The sequence below is a fragment of the Desulfoconvexum algidum genome (assembly GCF_055382125.1).
In genome coordinates this window covers 4,107,477-4,130,827 of sequence record NZ_AP042394.1, presented here as the reverse complement: position 1 = coordinate 4,130,827, position 23,351 = coordinate 4,107,477, and the positions used below count along the sequence as shown (strand labels likewise).

The window sequence follows — 23,351 nt, the reverse complement described above, 5'->3', positions numbered from 1 at the left end:
TTCAATCATAACTCAAACCTTGAATTCGTCAGATGCAGAACATACCAAGCAGCAATCAATTGGTGGTATAAAAGGACGGTATAAAAAAGGTGGATTATGGATCGTTTGACCACGCTTCCTTTGGCGGTGATGAATTCTTATGGGAGACTGAATGACGAATAAATTTGACCATACTGTATTAATCGTTGACGATGAAGAAAACATCGGAAGGGCTCTTGGGCGGCTGATGAAAAGTATTGGTGCCAAGTATGTATATATGGAATCCGGTCCGGCAGCCCTGGACAGAATAAAAAGCGCTGCCAGCCCTTTTTCCTTAATCCTTTCAGATCAGCGAATGCCCGGGATGGAAGGGTCGGTTTTTCTGGAAAAGGCCAAGGCAATTGCGCCGGATACCGTCCGATTTCTCATTACCGGGTATGCAGATCTGGATGCGGTGACGGATGCGGTGAACAAAGGATCCATCCACCGGTACATTGCCAAGCCCTGGGATAACAAAATTCTGGCAGAGATGGTCAAATACGGGCTTGAACAGTATGAACTGATCATGGAAAACCACCGGTTGTTTGCCTTGGCCAAACAACAGAATACAACATTGTACAAACTTAACCAGGATCTTCAAAAGAGTGCAGCGGTCCATAAAAAAGCAATTGTTCAAAAGGAAACCCAAATCGTTGAATTAAAGAGTCGTCTGGAAAAAGGGTTTGAAAACAGAGACTATATCAATGAAATGGAAACCCTGTTAAAGGAAAAAAAATTACTTGACCAGGAAAAACTGAACGCCTTATACTTGGCCATCATTGCTGAATTATATGAACAGTTCCAGGACATTGCTACCCGGCATGGGGTTGACATGCCTGAAGAAATTCCAGGAGATTAAATGGCGGACAACAGTGAATACAGTATCCTGGTGGTTGATGACGACGAACCGATTACAAAAAGTATGCGGCGGGTGTTAAAACGCAAAGGGTTTACGTCTATCGTCTCTGCCCTTAACGGCGAGCAGGGGCTCAAACTTTTGGAAACCACCCAATCCCCGTTTTTTTTGATCATCTCTGACCAGCGGATGCCGGGTATGTCCGGCAGTGAATTTTTAGAAAAAAGTATTCTGCTCAGTCCTGAGTCCCGGCGGGTACTTGTGACCGGGTATCCAGATATGGATGCGGTTATTGATGCGGTGAACAAGGGTGAAATTCATCAGTTTGTTTCAAAACCCTGGGACAATGATGATCTCTTGCTCAGGATCACAGGTGAACTTGAGATATATAAGAATTTTCAGGAGCGAAAACACCTTTATAATGTGACCAAACGACAGAACGCAAAATTGTTCGATCTGGCATCGGTTCAGAAAAAAAACCTAAAGACCTTCACCACCTCCCTTAACGCTAAAAAAAAAGAAGTGGAAATGCTGGTTCAAGAACTCAAAGAAGCCAAAGAGCAGGCTGAGTTCAAAGAGGTATTTTTGGGACTGGATGAACTTCTTTCAAGAACCATTACCATGAATAAACCCAACCTGATCCAGGCCTTTAATTTTGCAAGGAAAGAAGCCAATTCGATGATGGAAACCATTTCAGACCGCTGCAATCTGTCTTTTTCATCGGAAAATCTTCACCAGGGCGATACGGATTTGGTTGAACTGGAAGATGAAACCTATGAGGTCATCGATCAGATTATTGAAAATGTGGTCATTTCAGTGGAACCCGATCTCTTTGGGATTGGATCCGAACCCAGTACCGGTGTTGTAATTGATGATTATAAGCAAATGCCTGATTTTGATGACCTTGCTTTTAATGATGGGCTTATCACCAAAGGAGAACGGGAACGGGCGCTGGAGGAATTGGAGGAAAAAGAGGCGGAACTGGCCACGGGGCTTACCATTGATAAGGTGATGGTTCAAAGCAATTTTTTAAGAAGACAGGATTTGAGTCGGATTTTTGCAAAACTTGCCATGATTGAAACCCGGCTTTTGGATAGGGAATTGGCCAAAATGCTGGTGGACAGGGAACTTGCCAGAAAAAAAGATATTGACCGGGCCTTTCGAAAGCAGTTGAACAATTTTGAAGACAGCGGTGTTACAACTCTTTTGGGTGATATTCTGGTTGAATCGGAAATTATTTCAAGCCAAACCCGGGATGAGGTCATGGCGGCCCAGGACAGAACCGGGAAAAAGAAAAGTGCCATTGACCAATCTTCTCAATTTTCTGCTCAATTCGGTGCATTTGTCGATCTCCAGATTTCAGAAAACAAGGTTGAGGCATGGATACGGGTTCCAAAGACGGCCCAGGGAACAAGTGATATCGAACCGATCAAATCATTGATAAAGAAACGCGGTATAAAATATGGTGTCGCCGCCGATCTGGAAATCCGAAAATTTTTGAAAAATTGTAAAGATCCCCATGAAAAATTTATTGTGGCCCGGGGTATTGCCCCCAGCGTTGGAAAACCGGCCCTGATCGTCTATCACTTTAATATGGAATCGGATACGGCCGGAGTGATCAATGAAGATGGCTCCATTGATTTTAAGGCCAGGGGAGATTCCCCCTACGTTAAACGCGGGCAGCTTCTGGCTGAAAAACAACCCATGGAGCAGCCCAGAACGGGAATGGATGTGTTTGGAGAAACCCTGCTGGTAGGGGACGTGGATGATGTCCCCCTTGAAGGGGGGGAGGGCACACAATTATCGGAAGACGGGTTAACGCTCACCGCCACCATTACAGGCCAGCCCAGCATGGATGTTAAAGGGGTGATTTCAGTGCTTGAAACCTTTACTGTCAAAGGAGATGTGGACTTTAAAACAGGAAATATCAACTTTAACGGCAATGTGGTTGTTACAGGAACCGTTAAGGAGGGGTTCCTTGTGGAGTGTGAAGAACTGACGGCCAATGAAATAAACGGCGGCATCATCCGGATCAGGGGAGATCTTAAGGTTTCCAATGGCATTGTGAAGGCCGATATTCAAACCCAGGGAAGCGTGCAGGCCAAATTCTTAAATAAAATAAAGCTCTATGGGTATGGCAATATGATGGTCACCCGGGAGATAATGGAGTCCTATATTGCCATCAGCGGCAAGTTGATCAATGAAACCGGCAGAATCACCTCGTCTACCATTGCCGCCAGACAAGGCATGAACGTTAAGCAAATCGGTACGGAAAAGGCTGAGTATTCAACTGTAAAGGCTGGGGCAGACGATCATATTCGATGGGTCGCACAAAAATATGAATCACAGATAGAAGAAAAACAGCAGACCCTTGACCTGACCATTGCAAAAAAGATGGAGTTTGATGACGCCTATAATGCATTGCATGTTGACATTGCCAATCAGACCTTTGCCCAGGAAAAAATTACCAAAAAAATCGATTTTTTAGAAAATCGTATCGGTGAGATCAAGGAAAAGGAGGAAAAAGTAAATATCGTAAAAGAGATGAAAGAGCTGGAAGTGAGCGTTCAACAAGCAGATGAAAGAATAAAAACCATTTTTGAAGAGCAGGATATGGTCCAGCAAAAATCCGATGGGTGTGAAAAGGAAATTGAAAGATTAAACAATGAGATTAAAACCATTGAACAGGATAAAAATAAAATTGTCAGCAATCTTGAAAGAGAAGAGCCCGTCCCCATACTGAAAGCCAATAAAAGGCTTTACACCGGAACTCGGATAACCGGTACCCAGGCATCCATGATTCTCAAACAGGACTTTGGTGCTTCACAGTTCACAGAAATTGATTCTGAGAATCCGGACAACCCGAAACAATTGGTTCATAAAGTTTTAAACCTTTAAAAGGAAAGGGAAATTATTAAAGGAAAAAAACATACCATCCTTTTGATTGAATCCACGGTGGCCTTGAGGAACAGGATACAGGCCCTTCTGTCCGACAGTGGATATCATGTGAACAGTTTTAATGTTTCCCAGGAAGCCCTTGAGGATCTTGAAGCTGTTATGGAGGAATATGCCCTGATCATCTCCAGCTACATGATGCCGAAAATGAAAGGGGATGAAATTCTTAAACATGCAAAAGTTCTGGCCCCGGATACCCAGCGGCTGCTGATATCAGATACAGGTGATATGCAGACCCTTATCAGTGCGATTAATTTTGCCGATATCAACGCCTGCCTGATACTGCCAATCAAGGATGATGAACTTCTCAACCAGGTCACGCTCTGCTGTGATCAGTACGAAACTACCAAAAAACAGAAAACGCTAAAGGGAGTAATTCATCGGCAGAATAAACAGCTGTTCCAGATCGCCAGTAATTTCAAGAAAAAGGACACGATTTGTTCAAAACAGATTGAAAAGAAAAAAATGGAAATCCGTATTCTTGAATCTCGAATTCGGTCAGCCGGCGGTTTGGTCAACTCCGGCAAACCGGTATTGCTGACCGATATCCTGCCCCAGCAGGAGGATGCCTTTTCAGCCGGCAGCCTGGGCGCGCAGTTTCTAACCGTTAAAGAACAGATCAGGCATATGATGGAAACAGCAGCCTCCAGCTGCGATATTCGCCTTTCCCCCATTTCCTACCGGCAGGCGGTGGATTTTAAAGGGACTGAAAATAACTACCAGGACCTGGTGAAACAGATATTGCCCTCCCTTTATGCGTTTATTGAAAAAAATGGGAATCCGGGTACCCCAACCCATAAAAAAGAAGAGGTGATCCTTGAGGAGCAGTTTGCGCTGACGGTTTCAAAAGACAAATTTCGGGCATTCATTCAAATAAAAACAACGGATATACAAAACTTAAGTGTTGCTCATGTAATGCAAGTTCTTGAGAAAAACAAGATCGTCAATGGGGTCATGACGCCAGATGTGATCGAATCCTGGCTTTACAGGGCGCTCCCCGATGACGCGCCGTTTATGATTGCCGAGGGAAGGGAAGTGCAATACCCCATAGACGCAAAGATCCGGTATCATTTCCCAACAAATTTTCTCCATGCAGGAAAGATGAACGAGGACGGCAGTATCAATTTCAGGGACAGGGGAGAGATTCCCCATGTGGCCGAGGATGCGTTTCTTGCATCAAAAATTCTTCCTGAAAAAGGCAAACCCGGTATTACTATTTTTGGAAAGCAAATTTCTGTGGAGGATCCTGTTGACCTGTCATTTTCATGCGGATCCGGCACCCGGATGAGTGAGGATGGGGCCAGGATCTATGCGGTAACTGCAGGCCAGCCCCATTTGGATGCCATGGGGAATGTATCGGTTTGCCCGGAATTTCAAATAAAAGGGGATCTTGGTTTTGAAACCGGAGATGTGAATTTTGATGGGAATGTGGTCGTAAATGGTTGTGTCAAACCGGGGTTTAAAGTTAAATGTGCCTCTTTAACCGCCCAGGAAATCCAGGGTGCACATATTGATATCCAAGGGGATTTGAATGTTTCCATGGGAATCGTTGACACCGAGCTTGTCAACGTCAAAGGCTCGGTTCAGGCAAAATTTGTTCGCAATTCAAAAATTAATGCATTTGGAGACCTGATTGTTCAACGGGAAATTTTAGATTCAAGGATCCATTTAAGCGGGGCCTGTGTGAATGAAAACGGTTCCATTGTTAATTCTGAAATTTGCGCAAAAATGGGAATCCGGGCCGGAAATATCGGGAAGAAAACGGCAAAACCCTCAACCCTGACGGTTGGAGTGGATGAACATACCAACCTTTTAGTCAACAGGGTGGATTCAGAATTGAACATCAACACCAGGACGGTCAACGAATTGGAAACCGAATTGGAAGACCTTGAAAAAGAGGACCAGTCCCTCCATGGGAGTATCTCCCAACACGCCCATGTTCAGGATCGGGCACAGCTGGAATTAAGAGATATTGAAAAGAAAATGGAAAACCTGAAAGCGTCCGGGAATATGGCTGCATTTCAAAAGGTATCCAAACTTGTTAAAGAAATACAAGAAAGGGCGGCAGAAGCTGAGGTAAATATCAATAAAGGCTTTGACCGCCAGGATGAAATTTTACAGGAAACCTTACAGAAAAAGGGCCGGATCAAAGAGTTTGAAACGCTTGAAAAGTCGCTGTTGGACCAAAAAAAGAGGCTGCTTGAATTTTCCAATAGAAATGAACCCCTTCCCGAGGTCAAGGTGGCAAAAAAAATAGAATCCGGAACAAAAATTTTTGCTGCTAACTCCTCGATGACCCTTTTTAACTCAAACTCCAGGTGCAGCATAAGGGAATTTGCCAGGCGCTCTGATGGCAATTCGGGAATTGTGTCCCATGAAATGCGGATTGGCGAGTATGGCAAATAAAAATCAGGAAATTTCATTTTCCGGGCAGGGTAATGGTCACTATAGTCCCTTTTCCGACAGTGCTCGTTACCTGGATTGTTCCTTTATGTTCTTCAATAATATTGTAGGCGATATGCAGGCCAAGGCCGGTTCCAGTGCCAATTTTTTGGGTCGAAAAAAACGGATCAAATATTTTTGATATATATTTTTTTTCAATGCCGTATCCGGTATCGGAAATGGAGACCACGGCATCGTGATTTTCTGTTTTTGTCAGAATTGTGATTTCTCCCTTTATTTCAATGGCCTGGGCGGCATTGATCAGGATATTCATAAATACCTGGTTTAATTTTTGCGGAAAGCCTTGGACCAGGGGAACGTCTCCAAATTCTTTAGTGACAATGGTCTTGTATTTGAGTTCATTGGAAAGCACATTGAGTGTCGTTTTCAATCCCTCATTGATATCGACGAGCATTTGTTTCTCATTTCCAGGATGGGCAAAGTTTTTTAAATCACCAACAATTTTGCTGATTCGTCCGGTTCCATCCCTACAATCATTTAAAAGTTCGGGGATATCTTCCATGATATAATCGATTTCAATTTTTTCCCTATGGTCAGCAATGGTTTGAACCTGTTCTCCAATGGTTGGGGGCAATAGTTCGGTTGTTTCCAGGGTTTTGGATAGTTTTTCATACGCCATGAACAACGCCCGAATCTCTTTCATATAATCATTGAGTGCATCCAGGTTGGAGGAAACAAATCCTATGGGGTTATTTATTTCATGGGCCATGCCTGCGGCCAATTGCCCGATAGAAGCCATTTTTTCAGATTGCAGGATCTGGGCCTGGGTGAACTTTAGATTTTTCAAAGCATCATCTAATTTCTTGTTTTTTAGGGTGAGTTCTTCCTGTATTTTATGGTGCCGGCTTTCAAGGGAGATAATTCGTTCTCCCGTTTTGATGCGCGAATTTAATTCCTCGTGTTTAAAGGGTTTGAGAATATAATCATCAGCGCCCGCTTCAAAGACTTCCACCAGATCTGACATTTGGTCCTTTGCCGTAAGCAGGATAATATACGTATACGCTTTTCCGGTGTGTGACCGTATTTTCCGGCACAGTTCCATTCCATCCATTTCAGGCATCTCCCAGTCAGAAATGACCATTTCCGGAGAATGTTCTAAAAACATCTGCCAGGCAAGCTTTCCATTTTCAGCTTCCATGACCCTGTGGCCGATTTTCTCAACGGTTTTTTTGACCAAAAGTCTTGAAACATAGTTGTCTTCTGCAATCAGGATGTTCATGGGCTCCTTTCTATTTTTGTTGAATGAAATCTCTCCACAAGGTTATTTTGCCCTTCAATCCGAGATTTTCCAGGTAGGCTTCATCGACACCGTTTAGTGTCTCCCACATACCCGGCTGCCGCTGTTCATGGTGTTCAATCAACTGCGCCACATGAACCAGTCCGCACAGTTCAAATTTTTCTGAGACCACCTTTGAGGGATGATGATGGAAGGCAATGGCTTTTACAACCTCTTCGGGCAGCCCCCACAGACCGAGCAGATAGGCGCCGACCTCGGCGTGGGTGGTGCCGAAAATTTGTTTTTCAGCCTTGAAAAAGGGGAGATGTTCCTGGTGGACTATTTCTATAACATTTTTATAGTCATCTGTGAAATGTTCTGCCAGCAGCAATTTGCCCATATCGTGAAGGATTGAAGCAATAAGGGCATGGTCCAATTTTTTTTGTTCCATTTTTTCCTGAGCGCCGATCTTGCTTGCAATCATGCCGGTTTTAACACAATGATCATGGATCTTATCCACTGAAATAACAGACAATGCGCCCTTACTGAGAGTGGAGAACACTTCGATGCTTAAGACAAGGGTTTTAACGACATCTGTTCCTAAAATGACAACTGCTTCTTCCGGGCCTGATATGTGTCTGGGCATTGCAAAAAAGGAGGAATTAACCAGTTGAAGTATTTTGGCTGTCATTCCCATGTCTCTTGCAATAATTTTGCCCACACCTGCGGCGGATCCATTGGATGACCGCAGTTCTGTCATTATCTGACTATAAATACAGGGGATGCTCGGCAGGGTTTCAATCTTGCCCAGCAGCTGTTTCAAGACGCTATTGTTTAAAAGATCTCCAAGGGTACAAACTTTATTTATGGTAGAAATGAGCCTTTCTTTTTTGCAGGGTTTGGAAAGATACTGATGGGCTGATTTCATGGACTTCAGGATCATTGCCTTGTCAGCATGGCCTGAGAGTATGATTCTTGCCGTCATGGGGTATTTATTTTTTACAATGTTTAAAAGCGTGTCGCCATCCATCTTTGGCATTCGCATATCGGAAATGATAACATCAAACGGTTCTTTTTCGAGAACTTTAAGTGCATTCTCCCCTCCTTCTGCAAATACCATGTCCCAGGCGTTTCTCATGGGTCTCAGACTTCGCTGAAGCCCTTTTAAAATATTGGGCTCATCATCAACAAATAAAATGCGTTTTTTCATATTTTTCCCAGGGGAAGCAAAATGATAAAGGTTGTCCCTTTGCCTTCCCGGGTTTCCATTTTGATTTTTCCCTGGTGTCGTTCTTCCACAATGGAGCGGGAAATAGCAAGCCCCTGGCCCGTTCCTTTGCCCAGGTCCTTTGTCGTAAAAAAAGGATCAAAAATTTGTGTTTTGATGGCTTCGGGTATGCCCGTGCCGGTATCGCTGATTTTGATTTCAACCCAGCCTTGGGTACTAGTTGTACTGATTCTGATGTTACCTTTATCTCCTGTTTGAGAAGCGACCTTTTGAGATATGGCATGGCCGGCATTGACGAGCAGGTTTAGAAAAACCTGATTCATCTCACCGGGATTACAGACGACTTGCGGCAGAGCCGGATCAAGGTTCACACTCAGGTCTGCGGTATTTTTCCATTCATTTTTTGAAATTGTTATTGCGGTTTGCAGGCATTGGTTCAGATCAATTGGAACATGCTCTTTTTGTCCTGGGTGTGAAAACACTTTCATGGCCTGTATAATATCCTTGATACGATCAATCCCTTCTATGGCCTGATCGATGGCTTGGGGGATTTCTTTTTGAATATACTCTAAATCCGTTTTATCCAGTGCCGTCTCCATTTGTTCAAGCATCACGGCATCAATAGATCCCATTTTCGCGGCCTTAAATAAGTGTAAAAATTTTTCCATGAGCAAATTTAGATCTGAAATAACGTCCTTTAAAAAAAAGGTGTTGTCACTGATATATTGGATGGGCGTATTTATTTCGTGGGCAATTCCTGCTGAAAGCTGCCCGATGGATTCGAGTTTCTGGGCCTGGGCAAGCTGGTTATGCATATGAATTTGTTCTTCTTTCAGGCAGCGTTCCCGGATCACTCGGTTTGTTCTTAAAATGATTTCTTCGGTTGTGAATGGTTTTTGAATAAAATCACTGGCGCCGATGCCGATTATTTCATCATAATGGTATTGGGAGATCATTCCGGTCATGAGGATAACATCGGCTGAATAGGCGGATAAAATTTTTTTTGTTAATTCAATGCCGGATATTCCCGGCATGGCGATATCTGAGATAACGATGTCAAAGGATTCTTCCTTCAAATAGGTTAATGCCTGTTTGCCGTTTGATGCCGTACGTGTTTGAAATCCTTGGGAATTCAATGTTCTTTTCAAAAGTTTTTGGATCGGCTCTTCATCATCAACGATCAGAATATGAAACCGGCTTTTATCAACACCCGAATGTTTTTGTACCATAACGAATATTCCTGAAATGCTTATGAGGCGTTCATAACTGGTTAAAACTTTATCTTTGCCACCAGGTACAATAGACTTATAGAATACCTTAAACGAGTCTATAAATCAATAATTCTCAAAAATGGAAAAGGTGATAAGATTGCGGGTACGGTCACTGGATATCACCAAACCCATAGTTTCAAGGGCTATATCGTTATCTGTCATAGTGGTTTCAGTCGAAATAAATTTTGGCGAGGTATTGAAATCTGAAAATAGAAATTTTTTAAAACCAGGACGAACTTTTTTTGCCATTGCCTGTGTTGTACCATGATCCAATATCCAATAATTTAAATTGTATCTGTAAAAAAAATAGTCTCTCAATCATCATATATATCCACATCAGGGTAATATTTCTGGGCACATTCCTCGCAGATGCTATGACTGAATTGTGCATCTGAATAAGTCGCAATATATTCTTCAATCTGATTCCAATACCCCTTGTCATCCCGGATTTTTTTGCAATGGGAGCAGATCGGTAAAATACCTTTTAACGTGTTTATCTCCAGGAGAGCTGCTTTAAGCTTCTCTTTTTCAGCAAACAATGCTTCTTCTGTTTTCTGACGGTCAGTAATATCTCGAGCGTTTACAACAAAGCCCATGATTATATTGTGTTTATTAATATAGGGAGAATAGGTTATATCCAGATATTTCTTTTCTAAATTTTTAAAATTAAACCATTCACTATATCTTACTTTTTCACCTTTGAGACAGCGATTTCCATGATCGCGAAGAACCGTATTGAAAAATTTTTCACCAAAAACATCTGATGCAATTTTACCAATCAGCTGCTCAGAAGACAAATCGAATGCACCTAAATATGCGTTATTGGCAGAAAGATATTTAAACTGACAATCCAGCATTGCCATCATATCTGTTGAACTGGACACAATATGTTCATACTCCTTCAATGACGCCATGTTTATTTTTAATGCACGGACCATCTCATAAAAGGATGTTGTCAAGATGCCTAGCTCGCCTGATAAAATCGGCACCTTAGCGTTATTTTCAAAATTTCCTTTAGATATCTTTTCTGTCAGGGTTACAAGGTTTTTTATGGGTGAAACCAGTATTTTTTTACCAATCAACCAAGCGATGGCAATGGATATGACAATGGTGAAAAAAGAGATAATCAGATTCCTGATCAGGGCAATATTAGCCGGAGCGCGGATATAATTTTCAGGAATGCCAGTCCATACATACATATAGGGTATGTCGTGGTTGTTATTATAGACTTTTCCATAGGCAAAGAGTCTGCGCAAGCCATCTGAACCATTGCTGAAAAAAAGACCGTCATCTCCGCCTTCATAGGCGATTTTGAAGGATTTGGCAGCAATTGAAGTGCCAATTGGATTGGTTTCCTTTTGCGTCGGATAATAAAACAGCCGGATTCCCTGACGGTCAGTGATGGAAACAAATGCTTTTTCAGGTAATGTCGAAGCATCAAAAAAACGGGAAAAGATAGTTAATTTTATGGTTGCTGTTAAAACAGCTTTAAGCCTGCCTTGTTCGTCCATGACCGGAAATGCAAAGGGAAAAGAAGGGGTTGACGTTCCAACCCGGTTCACAATATATTTCCCGGGGGTAAAGGCTTTTCTAATAATACATTCTTTAAAATATAAGCGATCCGATAGATTTGTTTTTGTAAAATCTTCACCTGACGCAAGGACATCCCCATCAAGGTCAACCAATGCGAAATTATTAAAATTGGGATTCTCGTTCAAGATAGACTGGAAAATGGCTGTGGTCTGATCAATATCCATGTTTTGGATTGCGGGTAACCTAGACAGGACATAGAGAATATTTTTCGTAAATTGGGCCGTCTTTTTTTGAGCGTCTGTCATGGCCCGGGTCATTAATAAAACATCTGATTTGGCCATTTCGATGAGATGCTGTCTTCTCTCAATACCGGAGTATAAAAGAATGACAATGCACGGCACGAGTGACAATAGTATCAGCAGAATCAGCTTGGGTCTTATGGTATCGAGTTTCAAGTTTTATCCAGTACTTTTCTGACGATCATTGCCAAATCAGTTTTGGAGAATGGTTTTTGAATAAATTCCATTCCCTCGCCCAGAACACCGTGATGGGCGATGGCATTGGCGGTATACCCGGACATAAATATAACTTTTAGCGCTGGATATTGTGATTGCAGTTGTTCTGACAATTTACGTCCGTTCATTTCAGGCATGATCACGTCGGTGACAAGCAGGTGAATTGGGCTTGCATGTCCCTCGGCCAGATCAATGGCTTCAGACGGTTTGCATGCGGGCAAGACTGTATAGCCACACTCTTTAAGAACTTTTTCAACAAGTTTCAGGATCGAAGGATCGTCCTCCACCAGGAGGATCGTCTCATCACGGCCGATTGGAATTTCTGTTGGAGGTTCCCTTTGAATTTCAACCTTTTGGGCCCTATGCCTGGACAGGTAGATTTTTATCGTCGTTCCTTTGTCCGGTTCGCTGTAGACGTTAATAAATCCATTATTCTGTTTTACAATGCCATAGACCGTTGCCAGTCCAAGACCGGTGCCTTTGTCCACATCCTTTGTGGTGAAGAAGGGTTCAAAAATACTATCCAGGATTTCTTTATCTATACCGCAGCCGTTGTCGCTTACAGCTAATAAAATAAATTCACCGGGGATAAAACCTGCATGTTCGGCACAATAGGCTGAATCAAAAATAGCCGTGTTCGTTTCGATGGTGACCTTGCCCACCCCCTTGATGGCGTCCCGACAATTGATGCATAGGTTCACCAGGATTTGATCAATTTGAGAGGGGTCCATTTTGACGAACCACAGGTCTGCCCCAGGAAGCCAGGTAAGATCAATGTCCTCGCCGATGAGACGTTGAATCATTTTGAGCATGCTTTCAACAGCATCGTTCAGATCAAGCACTTTTGGAGAGATGATCTGCTTGCGGGCAAAGGCCAGAAGTTGACGGGTAACTTCTGTTGCTCGTTTTGCGGCCTTGAGTACTTCGGTGAGATCCTCATGTAACTGTCCTTTTGGGTCCGCGTCTTTTGCTGCAAATTCAGTAAACCCAATGATCACGCTGAGCGCATTGTTGAAATCATGTGCCACCCCGCCTGCCAGGCGACCTATGGATTCCATCTTCTGGGCATGGCGGTATTGTGCTTCCAATTGGACTTTTTCTTCCTGGGCTTGTTTCTTGTCTGTGATGTCCTGAACAGTTCCAGTAGATTTTACTGGATTCCCACCCTCATCATATTCTGTTTTACAGCATTCATGAACATACTTTACCCTTCCATCAGACATGAGGAGTCTATGGGTAATTTCATAGGTTTTTTTCGTTTTGAGTGAGTCATCATAGGCGTTTACCACAGCGTCTCTATCTTCAGGATGTATGGTTGATAGAAATGCATCGAATAATTCGCCGGAAATTTTTTTGTCTATCTCAAATATTCGAAATACTTCATCCGACCATGTCAATTTGTTGGATCGCAGATCCTGTATCCAGCTTCCAATTGAAGCCATTCGTTGTGCTTCATTGAGTCTTTGTTCACTTTCAAGCAATGCGGTTACCGACCGTTTATGCCCCGCAATTTCTTTCTTCAACTCGACATTGGTATCATCCAATAAACTCAGGTTGTAGCTCAGCTCCTTTTCAGTTTTTTCCCGGAAAACCACCTCTGTTTTAAGTCGTTTATTCCAAATTAAGACAAACACAATAAAAAGCGATGCAATCCCTGAAACACCCAGAATCCATTTTAATATATCGACTTTGTTTATACCGTATTCATATCTGATGGAAAGCCACTTATTGCGAATGGCTGCATGCTGATCAGATGTCATGGATGCAAGTGTTTTATTTATTATACTGACCAATTCCGGCCAGTCATTGCGTATGGCCATGGCCTGATTATGATTGCCAAATGGTGTCGGGGCCGCAACTTTCACATTTGCATATCCCCTGGTCTGTATCGTATACGTAGTCGATAAAAGATTGCCGATATAAGCATCAACCAACCCCGTGGACAGATCTCTAACCGGTATCTCAGCAAAGTCTTCCAAGCTGGCTGAAACTACTTTCAGGTTTATTTCAGGATATTTTTGTTTCAGTAACTCATGGATTACAAATCCTTCTTCTACAGATACGGTCTTTCCTTTTAAATCATCTATGGAACTTAGGAAGTCTGCATCTGATCTGGTGAATATAACCCAGGGAGCCACAATGTACTCATTTGTAAACAACATGTGTTTTTTTCGGTCGTCTGTGATTTTTGCGGTTGGAACCATGTCCACGACATCATGTTGTTCTATATATTTGAGGGCTTGGGGCCAAGTCACTTTTGATTCTTGAACATAGCTAAATTTAATGCCGTTTCGGTTGAAAATGGTTGTCAAATAATCTATGGCTATTCCGGCAATTTTTCCATCGCTCAACATCAATGGCGGATAACTGCCAATTCGTACCCTGACGGTATGTCCTTTTTTAACCCAAGTCAGTTCTTCAGGATTCAGCTGTAATTTTGGATCGTTTCCAAAACACGGCAGTGGAATCATTAAAAATGTAATCAAAGCCAGACATATTACGGCATTGCGCAATGATTTGCAGGCAGTGATTTTTCCGGCGCTCTTTATGATTGAGATTTGCACGATATAGTATGACTCCAGTAATTTAGGTTGACTATTAATTTAAAAAATTTAAATATTCAACAGGTATTTTGTTACAATAAAAATTCTAACAATTCAAATCTTCATAAGTATCCTTTGTATGCTCATCTTTTTTGTGGTTTATCCTTTGATTCATCTAACACTTTACGAATCGTTTCCGCTAAATCAATTTTGGGTGTTGGTTTTTTTAAAACCGCCGTGATAATTTTATTTTTCCCAAAATTATCGGATAATTTCTTGGTATAACCTGTACATAAAATAATCGGCAGATCGGGTACTATATCCGTCATCTCCTTTGCCAGCTTGTCACCTGTCATCTTTGGCATTGTCATGTCGGTTATGACAAGGTCAAATTTTTTGGGATTTGATTTAAAATATTCCAATGCCTTTACACTGCATGTTTTTGTGGTCACTTGGTATCCAAGGGTTTCTAATATTCGTTGATTTAATTTTACGATGGACAATTCATCGTCGATCAATAAAATTTTTTCTGTTCCTTTGGGATAACGGTCTAATTCAGGCGAAATTCGATTTTTAAATTTCTGTGTGACCGGTAAATAAATAGTAAAAACACTCCCCTTTTTTAGCTCACTGGATACGATTATCGATCCTCCATAGGATCTGACGATGCCATGGACCATGGCAAGGCCCAATCCGGTTCCTTTTCCCTGGGCCTTTGTCGTAAAATAAGGTTCAAAAATAGAATCCATAACATGTTGAGGGATTCCCGTTCCTGTATCTGAAACTTTTAGCCTGATGTAGTTACCAGGCTTTAAATCTGGATGTTTTATATAAGATCCACCATTGATATTGATATCTTCCAGTTTCACCTCAAGAAGACCTCCATTTTTCTCCATTGCATGGGATGCATTGGTAAATAGATTCATAAAAATTTGATGGACCTGGGTTTCATTCCCTAAAATCAATGCCTTACTTTTTAAGCTGGATTTTATTTCAATTGTTGTTGGAATGGATGCTCGAATAAATTTTATAACTTCTTTAGCAACACTATCAACTCTCAAGGGACTTAGCTCTTCATCGGATTGACGCGCAATTGTCAGAATCTGTTTCACTAGTTCCTTTGCACGCAACCCTGCGGTGTGAATTTCCTGCAGGTCATCTTCCAGGTCAGAGCCTTTTTCTACATCCCCCATGGCAAGGTCGGAGTATCCAATAATTGAAGTTAAAATATTGTTAAAATCATGGGCAATGCCACCCGCAAGGGTGCCAAGTGCCTCCATTTTTTGAGATTGTTGCAGGTGCAATTTTAGATTTATTTTTTCAGCTTCGATTTGTTTTTGCTGGGTAAGATCTTTTATAACTTTTAATGAGAATCCATCCAGTGGCACCATGTAAAATTCACAACTTCTTTGGGTGCCATCCTTGATGGTTAATTCCCATTCCTGCATTTCTATATCGGTGTTTGTCGCCTTTGCAGTTTCAATGGCATTCATCCAGGATTGTTGAACTTTTAACCGATAATTGCTATCAGGATACGCATTATCCCACCATTCTTCTGCTGTGGAAATGTCTTCAAGCGTATATCCGAACAATTCTGTGAACTTGTCATTAAAATGTATAATATTCTGATTTGAGTCCGTAATCACCATGGGTAGAGGCGATTTTTCAATCATTTTTCTAAACCGGGCCTCACTCGTTTTTAAAATCGCTTCAGATTCCAAAAGTGCTTTTTCTGCTTTCTTTCGTTCAGCGATCTCTGCCTGCAGTTTGCTCGTTCGCTCCATCACCATGGTTTCAAGTCGATCATGATACTCTTGCAATTGAAGTTCATTTTGTTTGCGGTTGAGTGCAAGTTTCACTGTTTCCGGGAGAATTTTAAGATAATTGCCCTCTGGATCTTTTATCAGATAATCGTATGCCCCTAACTTCATGGCCTCAACTGCAATCTCTTCATCACCACTGCCCGTTGTAACAACGACCGGCGTACCTTTAAAAAATTCAAATAATTCAAAAGCTATCCCGTCACCAAGCAAATAATCCGAAATTATAAGGTCAAAACTTTTCGATTCAAGAATTGCTTTGGCTTTTGAAACCGAGCCTGCAATTGAGTAGTCATATGGCAAATCATTTTTTTTGATATATCTTTCAAATGCCATCTGGTCTACTTTATCATCTTCAATTAAAAGAAGGCTGATCATTTTATTATTCATGTTTTGCTCCACGATTTATCCAGAATTATAGCTTACCAACTGAAAAGATATCATTCATCAGGCAATTCGCTCAATGTCCAATATAAATTTATTGTTTTAACAACTTCGACAAATTTTTTGTAATCAATGGGTTTTATCATATAGCCTGACACACCTAAGTTGAAGCTGTCAACCTTATCTTGATCTTCCTTTGAAGTCGTTAAAACAACAACAGGTATTCTTTTTAAGCCTTCCTCTTTTTTGACGATTTTTAAAAATTCAATTCCATTCATTCTGGGCATATTCAAATCGAGTAGAATAATCCCGGGAGTATCATTTTCAGAATCTTTCAGGAATGCCAGTGCTTCCTCACCATTATTTGTAATATTCAACCGGTTGGTTACCTTGATCTCCTTTAAGGCACGTTTCACTGTCATGGCATCAACCTTATCATCTTCAACTAAAAGTATACTTTTAGAACTCTTCATTTTTTTCTCCTTTTTTAGGCAGTGAAAAATAAAATCTTGTCCCAAGGTCTGGCTCTGACTCTATCCAGATCGAACCGCCATATAATTCAATGATTTTTTTAACCAAGGTCAAACCAATTCCAGTGCTTTCATGTTCATCCCGGGGAGCCAATGTTTGAAATATCTGGAATATTTTATCATGGTATTTTTTATCGATTCCAGGACCATTGTCAGACACATTAAATTCCCATAACGTTTCCCGGCTTTCACACCCCACTTTAATGATACCCTCATCCTTGTCCATATATTTAATCGCATTTTCAATCAGATTTTGAAAAATCTGCTCCATGCGTATGGAATCTCTAAAAATCACAGGCAGCTTGTTCTCGAGTATCACCTGGATATTTTTTGGCGGATCAATGGTTTCTATCACTTCAGAGACAAGACTGTTTAAATCCAGCCGTTCTTTTTTTTCTCTAATTCGACCGACACGTGAATACCGCAAGATACCATCAATAAGCCCATCCATGCGACGGACCCTTTTGATGATCAGCTCCATTTGCATTTTACCCTCATCGTCAAATGACTTGGAATAGTCTTCAGAAATCCAGTGGGTAAGTTGGCTGATGGCCCTGAGGGGTGCTTTTAGATCATGGGATACAATATAGGCAAATTCTTTCAGTTCTTTGTTTGCCGTAAGATACGCCTTATTTACTTTTTGAAGCGCCTCCGTGCGCTCTTTCACCATTTCTTCCAGATGATCGCGGTGGGTATTTAACTCTTTTTCTATCTGTTTGCGATGGGTGATGTCTTCCACGAATGCGGTCCCAAATCTTGTTTTTCCCTTATCGTCGATAACCGCTGTTGCGTGTACGCTCACGTCGATCTGGACGCCGTCTTTGCGGATATAATTTTTTTCGATTTTGAACCCGGTTGATTCCAGGGAAAACATGTTCTGGAAAAGCGCTTTGTTCTCTGGGCGATAATCTGGGTGGGTCACATCAAAAAAGGATAGATCCTGGAGTTCCTCCTTAGAATAACCAAGCATTTGCTCATAGGCCGGGTTTGTCGTAACAAAATTGCCAAGCAAATCCACGGTGCAAATCCCGACGGGAGAGTGATCGAAGAGGCGTCGCAATTTTTCATCGCTCTCCAGCCGTTCCTGTTCTGCCTTTCGAATGCGCATGAGGGTTAGTGCAAAAATTACAATTACGGTTACTAAAAAAGAAAATATTCCGGCTACGATCCAGATTTCCTGTTTATTTTGTTCATAATAAGAAGTGGGTTTGTTGATAATATAACTTTCTTCGGGCAAATAGGACAGATTGATATTATATCTTATCAATTGAGGATAATTGAACATAAATTGAGAAGTGGGCTTCTCATCAACAGGTATATCTGCGATATTTTCTCCTTTCAAAATACGGATTACCATATGCACCGCCTTTTCTCCCTGGTGATATCCGTCCAATACATTGCCGCCAATCAATCCATATTTTAAATCTTGGCTCAAAAAAGTGTATATGGGTCGTCTGCTTGCCTTTGAAATTCTTGACACGGCTTCCTTCAAAGGGAAATAGCGACCTGTTTTATCCCGTGTAAGAACAGCATAAAATGAGATTGCATCATTCGGGAGATTGATCATTTTATTTTCAATTTCCGGAAGGGATAAGCTGTCGTCAATACGGATAAATTCGATATTCGGGTAAACTGAAATTAAAGGGACGGTTTGTTTTTCCCAACGATAATTTCCCGAAGGTGTTGTGTCCGCGATTAAATATATTTTCTTTATTCCCGGATGAAGTTTCAAGGCAAGGTTGATCATGGCCCCTTGATCCATGGTCTCAAGTACCCCGGTAAAATAATTATGATCGATCAAATTAGCGGCGTTGATATTGTTGACCGCACAAAATACGATGGGGGTTTCAGGGAACAGTTTTTTATGATATTCCCGAAGAAAATCAAAGGCATGATCATCTGAACAGATAATGGCATCAAATTTAAGGTTGTCATATTTAAATGAATAAAACTCATAGAGTTTTTTTTTAAAATCAGCATTGTATTTGATTGCCTTTGTGTCCATATACGCCACTTGCAGGTCATAATTAAAATTTTCAGCTTTTAGACCTGATTCCACAGCTTTAACAATACCATCTACCCAGGGAAACCCTTTATGATACGAATTCAACACAAGTATTCTAAACGTCCTGCTCTCCTTCGCATACGCCTGGACTGACAGGGATAAAATTAAACATATCCCTATCATTAAAAATGATACGGTCTTATTGAACATTTCACGATCTCCTTCAATGCTATTTATTTTAACACGTCGATAGATAACCCAATTGAAAACGTCTACCTCATTTGCAAAAATTATTCGGAGATTTTAATCTACAGATAAGACTGGAATAAACCCTTTTTATAAAAATATTTTAAAGATACCTTTATCGTATTTAGTATTGGATTAATTTCATGTTACATTAAACGTTTGATGATTGCAAAAATTTTCATATGTTTCACCGAATTATTTGCGACTATAGATGGTAATAATCCTTGACTCCAGAAGAATTTCATCCCCTATACCATAAAGACTCAGGAATAAAAAATATTTAGCAGGAAATTATTTTCATATTTTTTCTTTCAAATTTTGTGTATGGTGCCCCAATTCAACCTTCAGTTTTTTGGAGCGGGATCATTCTGTGTATCGGCGATGATTCGATTCTTCAAGCGGAGATAAATGCATGAGTGAAAGACAGACAAAAAAACAAGTAAAAAAGGATGATCTGGAAGGATTTCCCGTAATGAGGCTCAATCCTTTGAATCTGACCTTTGCGGGTGAGTGGACGCACCTGGAAAAGAATTTTTTGCGTGACTATACTGCCAAATCAATTAAATACATAAGATTGGCTTTTCTGCTGGGCTTATTCTTTTATTCTATTTTTGGCATACTTGACGCAATTTTGATGCCGGAGAAAAAGGCCATACTGTGGTTCATCCGTTACGGTGTTGTGTGCCCCATTATCGTCGTCTGCATACTTCTTTCTTTCTGGTCGGGTTTTCAAAAGTACTCCCAGGCATTCATTGTTTTTGTTATCCTGCTGGCTGGGAGCGGGATCAGTGTTATGGTCGCTGTAGCCCCACCTCCTGCATCATTTTCGTACTATGCAGGGGTTATTCTCGTCCTAATGCTGGGGTATGGATTTGTTAAAGCAAGATTCATCTGGGCATCCCTGGCAGGATGGCTGAACGTTGTAATTTATGAAATTGTTGCCATTGGAATTGTCCAGACTCCGTATCCTATTCTGATCAATAATAACTTTTTTTTTATCAGCGCTAATATCATCGGCATGTTTTCCTGCTACGCCTTTGAGTTTTATACGAGAAAGGATTTTTTCATGGCCCGAATGCTGTCTGCTGAGCGGGAAAAAGTAACTGAGCTGAACCGTGATCTCGAAAAAATTATTCATAAGCGCACCTCTGAATTGCAAAAGGCCAATGATACACTCAAACAGGAAATTAAGGACCGAGAAGCACTTCAATCCCAACTGATTCAGGCGCAAAAAATGGAGTCTGTCGGTAGACTGGCAGGAGGTGTCGCTCATGACTATAACAATATATCCAGTATCATAATCGGTTATTCAGAATTGGCTTTGGGGCAGGTTGAAGACAGTGATTCTCTACATGACGATCTCATGGAAATTTTGACGGCAGCAAAACGCTCAACGAGCATAACCCGGCAATTGTTGGCCTTTGCCCGAAAGCAAACCATTGCACCGAAGGTGCTCGATCCGAACGAAATTATTGAAAATATGCTCAAGATGCTTCGGCGGCTGATCGGCGAAGACATCGATTTCGCCTGGCTACCCGGAACGAAAATTTGCCCTGTTAAAATTGACCCCTCCCAGGTCGATCAAATCCTGGCAAATCTCTGCGTTAACGCCCGAGACGCTATTGCCGACGTGGGCAAGGTGACCATCGAAACAAAAAATATCAGTTTCGATGAGGGGTATTGCGCCGACCACCCAGGTTTTTTTCCCGGCAAGTATGTATTGCTTGCGGTAAGTGACGATGGCAGCGGAATGGCGCCAGAAACCCTGGACAAGATTTTTGAACCATTTTTCACCACCAAGGCTATCGGCAAGGGTACTGGACTGGGACTGGCAACCGTTTATGGTATTGTCAAACAGAACAACGGGTTCATAAACGTATACAGTGAACCGGACAAAGGGACAACCATCAAAGTCTATCTACCGCAGCATACAGGCCAGACAATAGAAGCACAGAACAAAGGTGCATTAGAAATCCCGTTAAGCCGGGGTGAGACGGTATTGCTGGTCGAGGATGATGGCCCTATCTTGAAGCTCAGTAAAAGAATGCTTGAAGAGCTGGGGTATTCTGTACTGTCTGCGAACAGTCCAGGCAAAGCGATCAGGTTAGCCAGAGAATACGTTGACGAAATTCGTCTTGTTATAACGGATGTAGTTATGCCGGAAATGAATGGCCGTGAGTTATCCAAACAACTGCAAACCCTTTACCCTAATCTCAAAATTCTTTTCATGTCCGGCTATACGGCCAATGTAATTGCCCATCGGGGAGTGCTGGAAGATGGTGTTTGTTTCCTAAACAAACCGTTTTCCAAAATGGACTTGGCCATTAAGGTCAGAGAGGCTCTGGATCGTGCAAATACCTGATTGGGGTCAATAAATTTGAATGATGTAAAAATGAATAAAAAATTGCGATATCATCTTTATGGCAGCCATATACAGGGCTATAAATTTCAGGTTTCCAGTGAGATATTAAATAGGCACTTTTGAAGCGGGATTAATTTTGCTATAACCTAATTTATATGGAAAACAGAAAAAGAGATTGATCACAAGAATCTGCTAAAAAATATTCAAGAGTGTTGGCTTTCTTCATTGGGCCTAGGACGTTTTTTGGCAGGGGATACTATTCATTTATATAAGGAGAAAAATATGGCAACAACCAACGACAATCTGAAAGAAGCCTTTGCAGGAGAAAGCCAGGCCAATCAAAAGTACAAAGCGTTTGCAAAAAAAGCAAAAAAAGATGGATTTGCAAATATTGCCAAGTTGTTTTTGACCACGGCAGAAGCTGAGCGGATTCATGCCGAAGGACATTTGAAAGCCCTGGACATGATTGCTTCAACTGCAGATAACCTTCAGTCTGCCATTGATGGAGAGACAGATGAATTTACCAATATGTACCCGCCAATGGTTGAAAAGGCGGTTGCCGAAGGTCATAAAGCCAAGACCATGTTTAAATTTGCAGTTGAGGCGGAAGCTATTCATGCCCAGATATATACCAAGGCACTGGAAGCCGTTAAAAATGGTGTTGACCTGGATGTGAGCGACTTTTATCTCTGCCCGGTCTGCGGTTACATTGAGTTGGGAGCAGCCCCGGAAAAATGCCCGATCTGTGGTGTAAAACAAAAGCTTTTTGTACAAGTTGCCTGATGGTGCGCAGCCGTAGCTGCAAATCAGTTGCGGCTGCTTTTTGACATCGGTTAATGATGTTTTTGGTTTAGAGTGTTTTTAAAAAGATCTTAACCGGGGTGATAATAGTGAAAGAAAAATTAAAGATTTTGTTCTTGTGTACAGGGAATTCCTGCCGGAGTCAGATGGCTGAGGGCTGGACCCGGGCCCTGAAGGCGGATATCATTGAGGTTTATTCAGCTGGGGTTGAAATTCACGGCCTCAATCTTGATGCCGTGGCCGTAATGGCGGAAGCCGGGGTGGATATTTCCCTTCACCAGTCAAAGCATGTCAATGCGTTTGCCGCGGTAGACCTGGATGTGGTCATCACAGTCTGCGGTCACGCCCATAAGAACTGTCCCTATTTTCCCGCCGCTTGTGATGTGATTCATGTGGGGTTTGATGACCCGCCTAAAATGGCAGCTAAACTTGAAGAACAGGGTGCCGATAGAGAGGCACAGCTTGACTGCTTTCGACGGGTGAGAGACGATATCCGAAAATTTGTTGAAAAATTACCGGCAAACTTGAAGTTTCAGGGAAAATAGCACGGGCCATTTAAAAGATTTTCCAAATGGCCCGTGTTGTGTTTTAAAGTAGCTCTGGGG

General features: G+C 41.7%; 14 protein-coding genes. 6 read left to right on the top strand and 8 right to left on the bottom strand.

All coding sequences use genetic code 11. The annotated features are described in order from the left end of the window. Positions 1 to 151 precede the first annotated feature (151 nt). From ACZ45G_RS18725 to ACZ45G_RS18715, 3 genes are read left to right on the top strand one after another with little or no spacing between them, the layout of a single operon-like run. On the top strand, positions 152 to 877 hold the full coding sequence (locus ACZ45G_RS18725; RefSeq protein WP_464172015.1) for a response regulator: 726 nt from the start codon (positions 152 to 154) through the stop codon (positions 875 to 877). Next, a complete protein-coding gene (locus ACZ45G_RS18720; protein ID WP_464172014.1) occupies positions 878 to 3,772 on the top strand; it encodes a flagellar assembly protein A in 2,895 nt (964 codons plus the stop codon). A 42-nt stretch (positions 3,773 to 3,814) separates the two neighbouring features. Then, entirely contained in the window at positions 3,815 to 6,235 is a 2,421-nt protein-coding gene (locus ACZ45G_RS18715; protein WP_464172013.1) for a flagellar assembly protein A, read from the top strand. A 13-nt stretch (positions 6,236 to 6,248) separates the two neighbouring features. Here the strand turns inward: ACZ45G_RS18715 and ACZ45G_RS18710 are convergent, their stop codons facing one another. From ACZ45G_RS18710 to ACZ45G_RS18675, 8 genes are all read right to left on the bottom strand, one after another. Continuing rightward, positions 6,249 to 7,511 (bottom strand): response regulator, encoded by a 1,263-nt coding sequence (locus ACZ45G_RS18710; RefSeq protein ID WP_464172012.1) that lies wholly within the window; start codon positions 7,509 to 7,511, stop codon positions 6,249 to 6,251. A gap of 10 nt (positions 7,512 to 7,521) precedes the next feature. Beyond that, a complete protein-coding gene (locus tag ACZ45G_RS18705; RefSeq protein ID WP_464172011.1) occupies positions 7,522 to 8,718 on the bottom strand; it encodes an HDOD domain-containing protein in 1,197 nt (398 codons plus the stop codon). Continuing rightward, positions 8,715 to 9,965: a hybrid sensor histidine kinase/response regulator gene (locus ACZ45G_RS18700; protein ID WP_464172010.1), complete on the bottom strand. Its 1,251-nt coding sequence runs from the start codon at positions 9,963 to 9,965 to the stop codon at positions 8,715 to 8,717. The genes ACZ45G_RS18705 and ACZ45G_RS18700 overlap by 4 nt, the downstream gene beginning before the upstream one ends. A gap of 356 nt (positions 9,966 to 10,321) precedes the next feature. Beyond that, on the bottom strand, positions 10,322 to 11,995 hold the full coding sequence (locus ACZ45G_RS18695) for a cache domain-containing protein (RefSeq protein WP_464172009.1): 1,674 nt from the start codon (positions 11,993 to 11,995) through the stop codon (positions 10,322 to 10,324). Further along, a complete protein-coding gene (locus ACZ45G_RS18690; RefSeq protein WP_464172008.1) occupies positions 11,992 to 14,619 on the bottom strand; it encodes a response regulator in 2,628 nt (875 codons plus the stop codon). Before ACZ45G_RS18690 ends, ACZ45G_RS18695 begins: the two co-directional genes overlap by 4 nt. Before the next feature lie 122 nt (positions 14,620 to 14,741). Next, entirely contained in the window at positions 14,742 to 16,808 is a 2,067-nt protein-coding gene (locus tag ACZ45G_RS18685; RefSeq protein ID WP_464172007.1) for a two-component system sensor histidine kinase NtrB, read from the bottom strand. 50 nt (positions 16,809 to 16,858) lie between these two features. After that, positions 16,859 to 17,275, bottom strand: coding sequence for a response regulator (locus ACZ45G_RS18680; protein WP_464172006.1), 417 nt, complete (start codon positions 17,273 to 17,275; stop codon positions 16,859 to 16,861). After that, positions 17,262 to 19,547, bottom strand: a complete 2,286-nt coding sequence (locus ACZ45G_RS18675) for an ABC transporter substrate binding protein (RefSeq protein ID WP_464172005.1) — start codon at positions 19,545 to 19,547, stop codon at positions 17,262 to 17,264. Before ACZ45G_RS18675 ends, ACZ45G_RS18680 begins: the two co-directional genes overlap by 14 nt. 448 nt (positions 19,548 to 19,995) lie before the next feature. On the opposite strand from ACZ45G_RS18675, the gene ACZ45G_RS18670 reads away from it, so the two are divergent. From ACZ45G_RS18670 to ACZ45G_RS18660, 3 genes are all read left to right on the top strand, one after another. Next, a complete protein-coding gene (locus tag ACZ45G_RS18670; protein ID WP_464172004.1) occupies positions 19,996 to 21,945 on the top strand; it encodes an ATP-binding protein in 1,950 nt (649 codons plus the stop codon). A gap of 282 nt (positions 21,946 to 22,227) precedes the next feature. Then, positions 22,228 to 22,728, top strand: a complete 501-nt coding sequence (locus ACZ45G_RS18665; RefSeq protein WP_464172003.1) for a rubrerythrin family protein — start codon at positions 22,228 to 22,230, stop codon at positions 22,726 to 22,728. A 107-nt stretch (positions 22,729 to 22,835) separates the two neighbouring features. Next, complete coding sequence (locus ACZ45G_RS18660) at positions 22,836 to 23,291, top strand: arsenate reductase ArsC (RefSeq protein ID WP_464172002.1); 456 nt, start codon at positions 22,836 to 22,838, stop codon at positions 23,289 to 23,291. The last annotated feature ends 60 nt before the right edge of the window (positions 23,292 to 23,351 follow it).